The 12,526-nt window shown below is 55.4% G+C and carries 19 protein-coding genes, 1 tRNA gene and 1 pseudogene; 20 read left to right on the top strand and 1 reads right to left on the bottom strand.

Annotated elements, in window-relative coordinates:
• Positions 1-3 precede the first annotated feature (3 nt).
• The 20 genes from rplX to QFX31_RS00980 all read left to right on the top strand — a co-directional run bounded on the left by rplX (position 4) and on the right by QFX31_RS00980 (position 11,834).
• Entirely contained in the window at positions 4-354 is a 351-nt protein-coding gene (gene rplX / locus QFX31_RS00885) for a 50S ribosomal protein L24 (protein ID WP_348530262.1), read from the top strand.
• Between the two features lie 5 nt (positions 355-359).
• Positions 360-1,061, top strand: coding sequence for a 30S ribosomal protein S4e (locus QFX31_RS00890; protein WP_348530263.1), 702 nt, complete (start codon positions 360-362; stop codon positions 1,059-1,061).
• The gene (locus QFX31_RS00895) at positions 1,058-1,567 is read left to right on the top strand and encodes a 50S ribosomal protein L5 (protein WP_348530264.1); all 510 of its coding nucleotides are present in this window, start codon (positions 1,058-1,060) and stop codon (positions 1,565-1,567) included. Before QFX31_RS00890 ends, QFX31_RS00895 begins: the two co-directional genes overlap by 4 nt.
• A complete protein-coding gene (locus tag QFX31_RS00900) occupies positions 1,564-1,707 on the top strand; it encodes a 30S ribosomal protein S14 (RefSeq protein ID WP_011696858.1) in 144 nt (47 codons plus the stop codon). Before QFX31_RS00895 ends, QFX31_RS00900 begins: the two co-directional genes overlap by 4 nt.
• Before the next feature lie 6 nt (positions 1,708-1,713).
• On the top strand, positions 1,714-2,106 hold the full coding sequence (locus QFX31_RS00905; RefSeq protein WP_348530284.1) for a 30S ribosomal protein S8: 393 nt from the start codon (positions 1,714-1,716) through the stop codon (positions 2,104-2,106).
• A 9-nt stretch (positions 2,107-2,115) separates the two neighbouring features.
• Positions 2,116-2,646, top strand: a complete 531-nt coding sequence (rpl6p, locus tag QFX31_RS00910) for a 50S ribosomal protein L6 (protein ID WP_348530265.1) — start codon at positions 2,116-2,118, stop codon at positions 2,644-2,646.
• 6 nt (positions 2,647-2,652) lie between these two features.
• Positions 2,653-3,027, top strand: a complete 375-nt coding sequence (locus QFX31_RS00915) for a 50S ribosomal protein L32e (RefSeq protein WP_348530266.1) — start codon at positions 2,653-2,655, stop codon at positions 3,025-3,027.
• A gap of 1 nt (position 3,028) precedes the next feature.
• The gene (locus QFX31_RS00920; RefSeq protein ID WP_348530267.1) at positions 3,029-3,487 is read left to right on the top strand and encodes a 50S ribosomal protein L19e; all 459 of its coding nucleotides are present in this window, start codon (positions 3,029-3,031) and stop codon (positions 3,485-3,487) included.
• A gap of 6 nt (positions 3,488-3,493) precedes the next feature.
• Positions 3,494-4,003 carry a 50S ribosomal protein L18 gene (locus QFX31_RS00925; protein ID WP_348530268.1) on the top strand — a complete coding sequence of 170 codons (510 nt, stop codon included), beginning with the start codon at positions 3,494-3,496 and terminating at the stop codon, positions 4,001-4,003.
• A 4-nt stretch (positions 4,004-4,007) separates the two neighbouring features.
• Positions 4,008-4,622, top strand: a complete 615-nt coding sequence (locus tag QFX31_RS00930) for a 30S ribosomal protein S5 (RefSeq protein WP_324304421.1) — start codon at positions 4,008-4,010, stop codon at positions 4,620-4,622.
• Between the two features lie 2 nt (positions 4,623-4,624).
• Positions 4,625-5,080, top strand: a complete 456-nt coding sequence (locus QFX31_RS00935; protein ID WP_348530269.1) for a 50S ribosomal protein L30 — start codon at positions 4,625-4,627, stop codon at positions 5,078-5,080.
• 4 nt (positions 5,081-5,084) lie between these two features.
• Entirely contained in the window at positions 5,085-5,459 is a 375-nt protein-coding gene (locus QFX31_RS00940; protein ID WP_348530270.1) for an uL15m family ribosomal protein, read from the top strand.
• Entirely contained in the window at positions 5,456-7,069 is a 1,614-nt protein-coding gene (gene secY, locus QFX31_RS00945) for a preprotein translocase subunit SecY (RefSeq protein ID WP_348530271.1), read from the top strand. Before QFX31_RS00940 ends, secY begins: the two co-directional genes overlap by 4 nt.
• Positions 7,066-7,671, top strand: a complete 606-nt coding sequence (locus QFX31_RS00950) for an EMC3/TMCO1 family protein (RefSeq protein ID WP_348530272.1) — start codon at positions 7,066-7,068, stop codon at positions 7,669-7,671. Before secY ends, QFX31_RS00950 begins: the two co-directional genes overlap by 4 nt.
• Entirely contained in the window at positions 7,668-8,186 is a 519-nt protein-coding gene (gene cmk / locus QFX31_RS00955; protein WP_348530273.1) for a (d)CMP kinase, read from the top strand. Before QFX31_RS00950 ends, cmk begins: the two co-directional genes overlap by 4 nt.
• 2 nt (positions 8,187-8,188) lie before the next feature.
• The gene (locus QFX31_RS00960) at positions 8,189-9,202 is read left to right on the top strand and encodes an RNA-guided pseudouridylation complex pseudouridine synthase subunit Cbf5 (RefSeq protein ID WP_348530274.1); all 1,014 of its coding nucleotides are present in this window, start codon (positions 8,189-8,191) and stop codon (positions 9,200-9,202) included.
• 1 nt (position 9,203) lies between these two features.
• Positions 9,204-9,301 (top strand) — tRNA-Ser (locus tag QFX31_RS00965).
• A gap of 290 nt (positions 9,302-9,591) precedes the next feature.
• Positions 9,592-10,509: a cobalt ECF transporter T component CbiQ gene (cbiQ, locus tag QFX31_RS00970; RefSeq protein WP_348530275.1), complete on the top strand. Its 918-nt coding sequence runs from the start codon at positions 9,592-9,594 to the stop codon at positions 10,507-10,509.
• Between the two features lie 11 nt (positions 10,510-10,520).
• Positions 10,521-11,354, top strand: a complete 834-nt coding sequence (locus tag QFX31_RS00975) for an ABC transporter ATP-binding protein (protein ID WP_348530285.1) — start codon at positions 10,521-10,523, stop codon at positions 11,352-11,354.
• A 348-nt stretch (positions 11,355-11,702) separates the two neighbouring features.
• Complete coding sequence (locus QFX31_RS00980; protein WP_296608995.1) at positions 11,703-11,834, top strand: hypothetical protein; 132 nt, start codon at positions 11,703-11,705, stop codon at positions 11,832-11,834.
• A 532-nt stretch (positions 11,835-12,366) separates the two neighbouring features.
• Here the strand turns inward: QFX31_RS00980 and QFX31_RS00985 are convergent.
• Positions 12,367-12,526 (bottom strand): annotated as a pseudogene (locus QFX31_RS00985) (transposase); the annotation flags it as partial.

The following is a 12,526-nucleotide window of genomic DNA, read 5'->3' on the forward strand; positions in this document are numbered from 1 at the left end:
GTTATGATCAGCAAGCAACCACGGAAGCAGAGGAAGGCCAGGTTCAACGCCCCGCTCCACATGAGGCAGAAGCTGATGCACGCGATGCTGAGCCCGGAGCTCAGGAAGGAGTACGGTAAGAGGAGCGCTCAGGTCAAGAAGGGCGATACAGTGAAGGTTATGCGTGGCGATAACGCGGGCGTCGAGGGCGAGGTTCTGAGCGTGGATCTGAAGAGAGGTGTGATAACAGTCACCGGCGTCAGCAACTTCCGTGCTGACGGGACAGAGGTCCCACGCCCCATACATCCATCAAATGTCATGATCACAAAGCTTGAACTCGACGACGACGAGCGCGAGAAGATATTCTCCAGGTGATTCAGGTGCACAAGAAGAGAGTCACGATACCCAGGAGCTGGCCAGTACCGAGGAAGACCAGCAAGTGGATAGCAACGCCGAGACCTGGCCCGCACTCAGCTGAGGAGAGCCTGCCTCTGATGGTCGTTGTCAGGGATCTTTTGAAGCTGGCGGACAACGCGCGCGAGGTCAAGAGGATCCTTCACGAGGGCGGTGTGCTGGTGGACGGAGCTGTGAGAAAGGATGCGAGGTTCCCCGTGGGGCTATTCGACGTCGTAACAGTTCCAGCCCTCAACAAGCAGTACAGGGTGATCAAGAGCACGAAGGGATACTTTGTGCTCATAGAGATCCAGCCAGATAAGCCGAGAAAGCTGGTCAGGATAGAGAACAAAACAACCCTGAAGGGCAACCGCACACAGCTGAACCTGAGTGATGGATCAAACATAATCGCAGAGGGCGAGTTCAGGACCGGCGATTCACTGCTGATATCACTGCCGGAGAGAAGCATCGAGGACGTCATAAAGTTCGAGGTCGGTAACCTGGCGATGGTGACTGGCGGATCTCATACAGGAAAGACAGGCCGCATCAAATCCGTGCAGATAGTGAGAAGCTCTATGCCGAACAGGGTCACAATATCCACAGATGACAGGGACATAGATACGATCGTCGACTATGTTTTCATGATAGGCAGGGACGCACCTGTTATTGAGCTGGAGGCTGGAAGATGAACCTGGAGCCCAGGATAGACAAGGTCGTTGTCCATATAGGTGTGGGCGAGAGCGGCCAGAGGCTTGTCAATGCGGAGACGATTCTCTCAGAGATCACAGGCCAGACCCCCATCAGGTCCAGGGCGAAGAAGACCCTTCCGGCATTCGGGATAAAAAAGAGAGAGCCTATAGGCACGCGTGTGACGCTCAGAGGCAGGGCAGCCGAGGAATTTCTGGAGACGGCGTTCAAGGTGGTTGGAAGCACAATAAAGAGGAGCCAGTTCGATGAGAACGGCAACTTTGCCTTCGGAATCGAGGAGCACACAGACTTTCCGGGAATGAAGTACGATCCGGAGATAGGGATCTTCGGCATGGATGTGGCGGTATCGCTGAGGAGAGCAGGATACCGTATAGCAGAGAGGCGTGTGGCCCGCAGAAAGCTTCCAAACTCGCATAAGGTCAAGAGGGACGAGGCTATCGAGTTCGTCCAGAAGAGGTTTGGAGTTCGGGTCGTGGAGGCTGCATGAAGAAGAAATTTGGTAGAGGCGCTAACGAATGCAGGCGCTGCGGGAGGAAGCCCGGACTGGTCAGGAAGTACGGCATATACCTGTGCAGACAGTGCTTCCGTGAGATCGCCAGGGAGATGGGCTTCGAGAAATACTCGTAGGTGAAGATTATGTTGCTAGATCCGCTCGCTGATGCGATGTCCACAATAAAGAACGCTGAGAGCGTCGGCAAGCCCGAGTGTATAATCAAGCCGGCATCCAAGCTCATAGCCATGACTCTCAAGGTCATGGCAGATCTGGGGTATATCGGCGAGTTCGAGTTCATCGACGACGGGAAGTCGGGCATGTTCAAGGTCAAACTGCTGGGAAGAATAAACCGCTGTGGTGTCATAAAGCCCAGGTTCGCCACCAAGGTCGCAGAGCTGGAGAAGTGGGAGAGGCGCTTCCTCCCCGCGAGGAACTTCGGGGTGCTGATACTGAGCACCAGCCAGGGTGTGATGCCACACACCGACGCCAGGGCGCGTGGCATAGGCGGCCATCTGCTGGCCTATGTGTACTAGGTGATGATCATGGTCAAAGAGGTGGTTCGTCGTTTGGATATCCCGGATGGCGTTGATGTCCAGATATCAGGCCGTGATGTTAAAGTCAGGGGACCGAAGGGTGAGCTGTCCAGGGAGCTCTGGTATCCGGGCATAGAGATAAAGAGAGAGGACTCAGAGATACTGATCAGATCAGAGGTGACAAAAAAGCAGCACCTGGCCATGGTCGGGACTATAGCTGCACACATCAATAACATGATCAAGGGTGTTACGGACGGCTTTGAGTACAGGATGAAGGTGGTGTACTCGCACTTCCCGATTCAGGTGAAGGTGGCAGATGGAAAGGTTGTCATCAGCAACTTCCTCGGCGAGAGGAAGCCGCGCTTCGCAACAATCATCGGTGATTCCAAGGTCGAGGTCGGCAAGGACGAGATAGTGATCAGGGGCACAGACAGGGAGGCAGTGGGCCAGACGATGGCGAACATAGAGCAGGCCACCAGGGTCAGGGGATTCGATGTGAGGATATTCCAGGATGGAATATACCTGGTGGAGAAGAGGTGAGCAGAGATGGACAGGTTGCTCAGGGTGAGAGCCAGGCAGAAGGCGAAGAAGCCGGAGTTCAGACGCCACGACTCACACAAGAAGGCCAGGCTTAGCGAGAGCTGGCGCAGGCCTAGGGGTCTGCACAACAAGCTCAGACAGCAGGTCAGAGCGAAAGGGCGTCTTGTTAGACCCGGCTTCGGGAGCCCGAGGGCTGTTCGGGGCCTGCACCCCTCAGGATTCAGGGAGGTTCTGGTGAGATGCGTGGACGACCTGAAGAAGGCCGAGGGATGTGCGATCAGGATCGCCAGGACCGTCGGAATGCGCAAGAGGGAGAAGATCGAGGCCATGGCCAGGGAGATGAACCTGAAGATACTGAACCCGAAGACCGGAGGCGAGTGAGGTGCCCAACTTCAGCGTTCAGAGAAGGCTGGCAGCAAGCGAGCTCGGTGTCGGAGAGAGCCGGGTGTGGATCAACCCGGACCCGGAGGTGGCCAGCGAGCTGGCTGATGCCATCACAAGAGAGGATATACGTGCTCAGATCGAGGCCGGCAATATAAAGGCAAAGCCCAGGAAGGGCAACAGCCGTGCCAGGTTCAGGTTGAGAGCTGAGAAGAGGGCATACGGCCACAGGAAAGGGCCCGGCCGCAGAAGGGGTGCAAAGGGCGCCAGAGCCTCTCCAAAGGAGGTCTGGATCAGCAGGATCAGAGCACTCCGGAGGCGTCTCCGGGAGATGAGGGATAGCGAGAAGATCGACAGACACGCATACAGGCTGCTGTACAGAAAGGCGAAAGGCGGAGAGTACAGGAGCATTGCGCATCTCGATGCTTACATCAAGGCGAAAGGCCTTATGAGAGAGTGATGCTATTTGGCTACAGGACCGCGATACAGGGTGCCCTTCAGGAGGCGGAGAGAGGGCAGGACCGACTACCATGTCAGATACAGGCTCATCCTCTCCAGAAAGCCGAGGGTGGTCGTCAGGAAGGGCAATGCAAATATCACAATACAGCTGATCATCGCTGAGCTCAAGGGTGACAGGACGCTGCTCACAGTCAGCTCGAAGGAGCTCAGAAAATACGGTTTCCAGCACAGCACGGGCAACGTGCCCGCAGCTTACCTCACGGGATTGCTTTTCGGCAAGAAGATGCTCGCACTGGGGTATGATGAGGGCATACTCGACATAGGTCTGCACTCGAACTCCAGGGGGAGCAGGGTGTATGCCGCCCTTAAAGGAGTTGTTGATGCTGGAGTGAACGTGCCCCACAGCCCTGAGGTCTTCCCGGACGACTCAAGGATCCGTGGAGAGGTCATAAGGGACTACACCGGAGTGGACGTGGTCTCACAGTTCGAGGCCGCGAGGGAGAGGATACTGGGGTGAGATCATGATCAAGGGTTACGAGACTGAAGAGGAATGGATACCGAAGACCAGGCTCGGCAGACTTGTCTACGAGGGACAGGTCACGACGTTCGAGGAGGCGGTCAGGTCTGGCCTTCCCATCAAAGAGCATCAGATTATAGATCTTCTGCTCCCCGGCCTCGAGGATGAGGTCCTGGACATAACCATGGTGCAGAGGATGACCGACTCCGGGCGAAGGGTGAAGTTCAGAACCACGGTCATAGTCGGGAACAGGGACGGATACATCGGCATAGGCCACGGCAAGGACGTCCAGGTTGGCGGGGCCATCAAGAAGGGCATAGAGAACGCGAAGCTCAATGTCGTCCGGATCAACAGAGGCTGCGGGAGCTGGGAGTGCGGCTGCGGCCAGGCGCACACCGTGCCGTACAAGGTATCTGGTAGCTCAGGCAGCGTCAGGATATACCTCATGCCCGCACCCAGGGGCCTCGGGCTGGCTGCCGGAGATGTGGCCAAGAAGGTCATGGAGATGGCCGGCATAAAGGACGTCTGGACTAGGACAGAGGGATCGACGAGGACAACCCTGAACTTCGCCAAGGCGACCTACAATGCGCTCCTTAACACCATAACTGTGAGGTCTTGAGGATGTACGCGATAATCAGGCTCAGGGGAGAGGTCAACACGAAGCCTCAGATCAGGGATACCCTGAGCATGCTCCGTCTCCACAGGGTGAACCACTGCGTGTTTGTGAGGGAGGATGAGCACTACCGCGGGATGATCCAGGTGGTCAAGGACTACGTCGCCTGGGGAAGGGCAGACGCGGATCTGCTCGCCATGGTTCTGGAAAGACGCGGCAGGCTCAGCGGAAACAGACGCCTTACAGATGATCTGGTCCGTCAGATCTCTCCGTACAAGAGCATACGCGAGCTTGCGGAGGCTGTATGCGCAGGTGCTGCAAGCCTGAAGGACTTCGGCATAAAGCCGGTGTTCAGGCTACACCCCCCACGCAAGGGCCACCGCGGGATAAAGAAGAGCGTCAAGGAAGGCGGAGAGCTTGGATATCACGAATCGATAGCCGAGCTCATAAAGAAGATGAGGTGATATCATGGTCAGGGAGCATACGAAGGAGAAGCGTGGTCACAGAACCTACCACGGAAAGCACAAGAACCAGAGGGGAGGCGGCTCCAGAGGCGGGCGCGGCAACGCTGGCACATGCAAGCACCACTGGGTCCGCTCGATAATACGCGGAGAGCCCATGGGCAAGCACGGGTTCGTGCGGCCAAACTCATTCGACATCGAGACCATCAATGTCGGCGTTCTGAACGAGATGGTTGGGCCGGAGGGCAGGATAGAGCTGCACGGTGTGAAGGTTCTGGGAAAGGGAAGGGTCACAAGAAGGCTTACAGTCGCCGCAGCTGCCTTCTCCAGCTCAGCCAGGAGCAAGATCGAGGCAGCTGGCGGTGAAGCCGTGGTATTATGAACCAGCAAAGTTTCTTCTACGCGATAGAGCCGTTCGTCAAGAGGCTCCCTGCCGTGGAGAGGCCTGCTGGACATGTCCACTTCAAGAGAAAGCTCGGGTGGACGGTCGGAATACTCCTTCTCTACTTTGTGCTCTCCAACATCCCTCTCTTCGGCCTCTCCAAGCACTCCATCGACCTTTTCGGCTACTACAGGGCGTTCTTCGCGGGCTCCTTTGGATCTCTGATGCTCCTGGGAATAGGCCCGATAGTCACAGCATCCATAGTCCTTCAGCTCCTCGTCGGTGCTGAGATAATAAAGCTCAATCTGAGGGATCCGAGGGACCAGGCGATATTCCAGGGGACCCAGAAGGCCCTGGTCTTCGTGATGATCGTTGTCGAGGCTCTCCCCCAGATCACCGGTGGGTACCTGCTCCCGGACCAGACGCTCGCCACAACGCTTGGGGTATCACTCTCCATGATCTCGCTCATCATATTCCTCCAGGTGTGCCTGGGCGGCGTTCTGATACTGTACATGGACGAGGTAGTCTCCAAGTGGGGAATCGGCTCTGGTGTCGGCCTCTTCATAGTCGCGGGCGTGAGCCAGCAGCTTGTCACAGGTTTGTTCAACTGGGCAACTGGAGACGGTGGTCTCCCCATAGGGATCATCCCAAAATGGATATCGATAATCAGGCTCGGGCTCATAGGGCTGGATGAGATCTTCACGTCAGAGGGCCTGAAGTTCATATTCGTTACAGGCGGGCTCCTTGCGCTCATATCCACGGTGGGGATAATACTTCTGGTCGTGTTCGTCGAGAGCACCAGGATCGAGATCCCGCTGGCGCACAGCAGGGTGAGGGGTGCCAGGGGAAGGTTCCCCGTGAAGCTCGTGTACGCAAGCGTTCTGCCGATGATCCTGGTAAGGGCGCTTCAGGCAAACATCGAGATGGTCGGCGCGCTGCTCACCGCAAAGCTGGGGACTGTGACGACAGCTGAGACGACCGCCGAGGGCGTCAGGATCGTCTACACCGGCTACCAGAGCTGGCTAGGGACGTTTCTCTCATCAGCGAAGTTCGATGCAGCCACAGGTGCTCCGATAAGCGCGACATCCCCGCAGCCTGTATCAGGGCTGATGTACTACCTCTCGCCGATCCACGGGCCGAGCGACTGGATCCCGAGCATGGTCTCCCAGTCGACGCCTGGTCTTGTGGAGCTTGGAATAAACCCGATAGCAGGATGGCAGATCTGGCTCCACCTGCTCACGGATACGGCCTTCCTGATAATAGGCGGCATAATATTCGCCATATTCTGGATCGAGACGACCGGTATGGGGGCGAAGAGCATAGCCGCAAAGATTCACGCGTCAGGCCTCCAGATACCGGGATACAGGAGAAGTCCGGCCAGCATAGAGCGGCTCATGGAGCGGTACATCCCAAAGGTGACGGTCATCGGCGGCGCGATTATCGGGCTGCTCACCGTGATAGCGAGCCTCCTGGGGACGCTCGGAGGCGCAGGAGGTACAGGCCTGCTGCTCGCGGTCTCTATAATGTACAGGCTCTATGAGCAGATCGCCAGCGAGCAGATCCAGGAGATGTACCCGATGATGCAGAGGATCTTCGGAGAGAGCGCATGAGGTCCAGGATCGTAGAATCGATCGATAGGGTTGCGCTCAGCGTGGGCGCTGTGCTCACCATCGGAATAATGGTGAGCCACGAGTTCAGGGTTGCCATAGGCATGGCCATGGAGCTGGTCATAGGATGGCTTCCGGAGATACTGCCGTTCCACATGGTGCTCTTCGTGCTCGCTGCGATAACAGGCCTGTACGCAAGCCTCATACAGAAATACACGATGGACTGGGATTTCCTGAGGGAGCAGCAGATGAAGATGCGGGAGTTCCAGGCTGAGCTCAGGGCAGCCCAGCTCGCAGGCGATCAGGCCCGTGTCCAGCAGCTCCAGAACAAGCAGCTGGAGATGATGGGCGACCAGAGTAAGATGATGAAGATGCAGCTGAAGCCAATGGCTTACATCGGAATCGTCTCTGTGCCGCTCTTCATGTGGGCTTATCTCTACATAGACCAGCACAGCATAACCATGGTCTTCCCGTTCTGGGGAGAGCAGAACATCAACCAGATCGTCTGGGGGCCGATACTCTACTGGTTCTACTGGTACTTCGTCTGCTCGATCCCGATATCCCAGATAATAAGAAAAGCGCTTGACATTGGCGGTATGGAATGATCATAACAATCAGCGGTCCACCGGGCTCTGGAACGAGCACGCTTGCGAGGGGGCTCTCCGAGGCGCTCGGCCTGAGATGGGTCAACTCAGGTGATCTCTTCAGGAGGATTGCAGCAGAGCGCGGGCTGACGCTGAAGGAGCTCGGGCGGCTTGCAGAGCAGGGGCCTGAGATCGATTACATGATCGATGACGCACAGCGGAGCCTCGCGAAGAACGGCAGCGGTATCTTCGAGGGCAGGCTTGCTGGCCACATGCTCGATGCAGACCTGAAGATCATGCTCAAGACCTCGCTGAGTGTGAGGGCCAGCAGGATAGCGAAGAGGGAGAACAAGTCTCTTGAGGAGGCCCTCTCAGAGGCCAGGGCGCGGGAGGAGTGCGAGGCCAGAAGATACAGGATGTACTACAACATAGACATCAGCGACCTGAGCATATACGATCTGATAATCGATACAGGCAGATGGGACGAGAAGGGCACGCTATCGATCGCACTTGCAGCCGTCAGAGCACTGAGATAGGTATGGCATCCAGATCAGGAATCCCCAGAACGCGGCTTCCCGCGGAGCGCATGAGGGAAAAGATAGTGAGGCGTGAAGGCTCCACAGACCCATCCTACGGCTGCTATCCGGACAGGAGACCGCTCCAGGAGCATCTCAGGCTTGGCGCGATAAACCTCGACAAGCCCTCGGGGCCGACGAGCCATGAGGTCGTCGCCTGGGTCAAGAGGATCCTGGGGATAGAGAAGGCGGGGCACAGCGGCACCCTGGACCCGAGGGTGACGGGCATACTTCCGGTGCTCACAGGCGATGCGACGCGGGTTGTGGAGTTCCTGCTCACAGCCGGCAAGGAGTACGTCTGTCTCATGAGGACCCATGAGCAGGTTCCCCGGAAGAAGATCCTGGAGATATGCGAGGAGTTCACGGGGGAGATATACCAGCGACCTCCGCTGAAGTCGAGCGTCGCCAGAAATCTTCGAACCAGGAAGATATACTACATCGAGGTCCTGGAGATCGAGGGGCAGAGGGTGCTGATGAGGGTCGGGTGCGAGGCAGGGACGTACATCAGAAAGCTCTGCTACGACATGGGGCTCGCGCTCGGATGCGGCGCGAACATGGAGGAGCTGCGAAGGACGAAGGCAGGGCCGTTCTCGGAGGATGAGACGCTCGTCACTCTGCACAATCTCAAAGATGCATATGAGATCTGGCGCGAGAGCGGGGATGAGAGCGCGCTCAGGAGGACGATTCTCCCGGTCGAGAGGGCCCTCAGGCATCTTCCCGGGCTTGTCATATCCGATAGCGCAGTTGATGCGATCTGCCACGGCGCGCCCCTGGCGGCTCCGGGTCTCCTGAGCCTGGAAACAGATATAAAGAGGGGCGATTTCGTTGTTATCTACACACTCAAGGGCGAGGCGGTTGCGATCGGCAGGGCCAAGCTCTCGAGCGATGAGATGGTTGCTGCGAGGAGCGGCATAATCGCATCGACCGAAAGGGTGATAATGGATCCCGGTGTTTACCCAAGACGCTGGAAGCAATGATGCCGAGGTCGTCTAGTGGTAGGGCGCCAGCCTGGAGTGGACCTCCTGGAGAGCTGGTGACTCGAAAGAGTCTCGTGAGTTCGAATCTCACCCTCGGCGCTCTTTTATACAACATGGAGGGTTAACCTCCGTCGACTCGTTTTAGGCAAGACCAGCAGCACTTCAAACGCTTTCATCCTTATGGCATGCCTTTTCTCGCATGCGGGGTTTCTGGGTGACCTTCCCTTCCGGCCTGAAGACCGGAGTTTGCGCCCTCTGTTACTCTTTATCGGTGCAGCCTTCCCACCATGTGTCTGCTGACCGGCTGAATCAACTGTATGATGCTCAGGAAAATATTAGTACGTCTTCACAAAAGAGCTTCACTGGGTTACATCATGATACCTGATTGGATGAAGAGCGTCAATCTTACACACACAGGGTTTGCCCCACCGCCCCCCGCGAGGAAGGACTTCGTCAAAAAGACGATAGACGGCATAATCTCCTTCTTCCAGGAGGCGATGACAACCGAGGAGATATCCTCAAGAAAAGGCCTTCTCCAGGGCCTCGACCCCAGGGTCAAGCTGATCTCGATACTTTCAATGATATTCGCAATAAGTATGACAAAAAATCTGGAGATCATAGTATTATTTTATATTCTTACGCTGATATTTGCATATCTAAGCTCGATAAATATAGTTTTCTTCATAAAAAGGGTGTGGCTATTCATACCCATCTTCACAGGTGTGATCGCGATCCCCATGGCGCTCAACGTCTTCCTGCCCGGGGATCTGCTCGTACCTCTGTTGAATCCCGGGCCAGGCGCACACATAGGGCCTTTCGGGCTTCCGGAGAGCATATACATAACATCTCAGGGGGTCAGGGCAGCGGTTCTATTCACGCTGAGGGTTGCAGCATGCGTGTCCGCAGTGGTCCTGCTCTTCCTCACAACCCCTCAGAAGGCGCTCTTCAAATCCCTGCGATCCATTGGCGTGCCGAAGGTCTACGTTCTCACGCTAGAGATGGCCAACAGGTACATCTTTCTCTTCATGGAGATGGTCAGGGATCTCTACATCGCGAAGAGGAGCAGGACGATCAAAAGCAGGGGCACCCTGGCGGAGCAGAGATGGGTCGGTGGAAGGATAGGCTACATGCTTATAAAGGCTCTCGACATGAGCGAGAAGGTCCACATGGCGATGATATCCAGAGGCTTCAGCGGCGATGTCAGGATCAGCCATGAATTCGCAATGCGTAGACGCGACTACATCGCTCTAGGGGTATCTGTGGTGATCAGCATTATTCTCCTCACACACGGGATTGTTAACGCATGAGATGGTTGGAGATGAACGTGATATTCGATCTGCAGGATGTATCTTACATCTACAATGGAAGGCTGAAAGCGCTGGAAGATATAAATCTGAGGATATGCCAGGGAGAGCAGGTCGCACTCCTGGGTGCAAACGGCTCAGGAAAGTCGACGCTCCTGGCCATAATCGATGCTCTCATTTATCCGACATCAGGCAGGTACTACGCATTCGGAACTCAGGTGAATGAGGAGCTGTTCGGCACGCTCCGGGATAACGAGTTCAAGCGGTTCTTCCGCAGCAAGGTGGGGTTCGTCTTCCAGAATCCCGACGTTCAGCTCTTCTCATCCACGGTCTTCGATGAGATAGCCTTCGGACCCATGCAGCTGGATATGCCGATGGAGGATGTCCGGGAAAGAGTGGAGGAGCTGATGGAGATGCTCGGCATAGTGAAGCTCCGGGACAGGGCGCCTCACACGCTCAGTGGCGGCGAGAAGAAGAAGGTCTGCATAGCCTCAGTTCTCGCGACGAACCCTGATGTTCTGCTTCTGGATGAGCCGACCGCGGGGCTTGACCCACGCAGCCAGCTCTGGCTGATCGAGCTTCTGAACGAGCTCGCCAGCTGCGGAAAGACGATCATCACGGCCACACACGACCTGGACATCGTAGATAAGATAAGCAGGAGGGCTGTTGTAATAGGAGAGAACCACAGGATCGTGGTCGATAGAGATGTCGATGATGTTCTCAGCGACATAGATCTGCTTCTGGAGACTAATCTCATCCACGAGCACATGCACCGCCATGGCAGGCTGGTCCACAGGCATCCACATCTGCACAGAGATGAGCATGCTCACACCCACATACACAGCTGAAACATCCGCAGGTGTGACTGAGATCGGGTCGTCAGACAGATGCTGCGTTGCTGTGCACAGCGCTCTTATGCATTCAGCAATGATCATCCGGTCGAATCGCCGGAGAGGTGAACTCTGGTAACTCTATCACCGTGGACTCTGTCTCTTCTGCAGGATCACCGATCCGCCGAATCACGGGGACGAGCCCAGCAATTTAGCGGACATGAGTGCGGGTTCCTGATGCACTCATTCGCCTGCCAGGAATGCACAGGAGGATCAGTGATTCTATGATTGATGTAGGAGAGATGTGCAAAATGTAAAGGCAGGTCGACCGTTATGATTATATGACGATGCCATTCACTAGCATCTGTGATAGGCATGTCATGGACCAAGAGCAAGAAGTACTCTGAAAAGGAGAGAATGAAGATCGAGAAGGGCTCAGGATTCGAGAAGTTCTGGACTCTGATATGCAACTGGCTCTGGAGGGCGATCTCCTGGTAGCTCCAGGAGTGTGCAGCTATTTTTTGTGATTGCTCTTCATGTGTCATCGGTTAAGGCCGCTTGGTGAAAGAATCGATCAACAATTTTTTACACCGGTACTATCTCGAAGTTCATCACTGTGAGTATTGCTATCGATGTCATCAAGCGGCACGATACTTGTAGTTGCAAATTGTTAAATATACATCGTATTATGTCGCATGCGATTCTTAACAGATGATATATTATAACAGCTTGGAGCCCTGCCGGCTGATTTCAGGCCGGAGAGAGCCACTCATCTCGCCATCCGAGCGCCATCGCCAAAACGGCTATATAGTTTCAGACCAACGGGTGTGAAAATTCAGGAGGATTTTGAAGCGCTTCTACGCTGTAAGTTAACCAGTTGGATGTGGGTATTAAAGCGTGATTATAGTTATCCGCATAACTGTGTATAACCTACAGCTCCGAGGAACCGGTGTATCCATGATTTAGCATAGCTCAGGTAAGAGGTGGATCTTGCCCAACCCTCTGAGATGATTCTTTTTGCATCTTCCAGGTTTTTGACGAATGTGACAGAAAGCAGCCTCTTTATGGATTTCCATATGAACTCTATTGGGTTCAGATCAGGGGAGTATGGTGGGAGGTAGACGAGATAGATTCCGAGCTCTGCGACTTTATTTTTCACGGTTTTACTTTTATGAGATGCGAAATTATCG

Origin of the sequence: Methanothrix sp., assembly GCF_030055635.1 — an archaeon.
In the GTDB taxonomy this organism is placed as follows: domain Archaea; phylum Halobacteriota; class Methanosarcinia; order Methanotrichales; family Methanotrichaceae; genus Methanothrix_B.

Excerpts from the sequence above, each read along its gene's own strand:
- rplX (WP_348530262.1), top strand. The coding sequence starts at position 4 with ATGATCAGCAAGCAACCACGGAAGCAGAGGAAGGCCAGGTTCAACGCC.
- QFX31_RS00895 (WP_348530264.1), top strand. The coding sequence starts at position 1,058 with ATGAACCTGGAGCCCAGGATAGACAAGGTCGTTGTCCATATAGGTGTG.
- QFX31_RS00900 (WP_011696858.1), top strand. The coding sequence starts at position 1,564 with ATGAAGAAGAAATTTGGTAGAGGCGCTAACGAATGCAGGCGCTGCGGG.
- rpl6p (WP_348530265.1), top strand. The coding sequence starts at position 2,116 with ATGGTCAAAGAGGTGGTTCGTCGTTTGGATATCCCGGATGGCGTTGAT.
- QFX31_RS00915 (WP_348530266.1), top strand. The coding sequence starts at position 2,653 with ATGGACAGGTTGCTCAGGGTGAGAGCCAGGCAGAAGGCGAAGAAGCCG.
- QFX31_RS00930 (WP_324304421.1), top strand. The coding sequence starts at position 4,008 with ATGATCAAGGGTTACGAGACTGAAGAGGAATGGATACCGAAGACCAGG.
- QFX31_RS00935 (WP_348530269.1), top strand. The coding sequence starts at position 4,625 with ATGTACGCGATAATCAGGCTCAGGGGAGAGGTCAACACGAAGCCTCAG.
- QFX31_RS00940 (WP_348530270.1), top strand. The coding sequence starts at position 5,085 with ATGGTCAGGGAGCATACGAAGGAGAAGCGTGGTCACAGAACCTACCAC.
- secY (WP_348530271.1), top strand. The coding sequence starts at position 5,456 with ATGAACCAGCAAAGTTTCTTCTACGCGATAGAGCCGTTCGTCAAGAGG.
- QFX31_RS00950 (WP_348530272.1), top strand. The coding sequence starts at position 7,066 with ATGAGGTCCAGGATCGTAGAATCGATCGATAGGGTTGCGCTCAGCGTG.
- cmk (WP_348530273.1), top strand. The coding sequence starts at position 7,668 with ATGATCATAACAATCAGCGGTCCACCGGGCTCTGGAACGAGCACGCTT.
- QFX31_RS00960 (WP_348530274.1), top strand. The coding sequence starts at position 8,189 with ATGGCATCCAGATCAGGAATCCCCAGAACGCGGCTTCCCGCGGAGCGC.
- cbiQ (WP_348530275.1), top strand. The coding sequence starts at position 9,592 with ATGAAGAGCGTCAATCTTACACACACAGGGTTTGCCCCACCGCCCCCC.
- QFX31_RS00975 (WP_348530285.1), top strand. The coding sequence starts at position 10,521 with ATGAACGTGATATTCGATCTGCAGGATGTATCTTACATCTACAATGGA.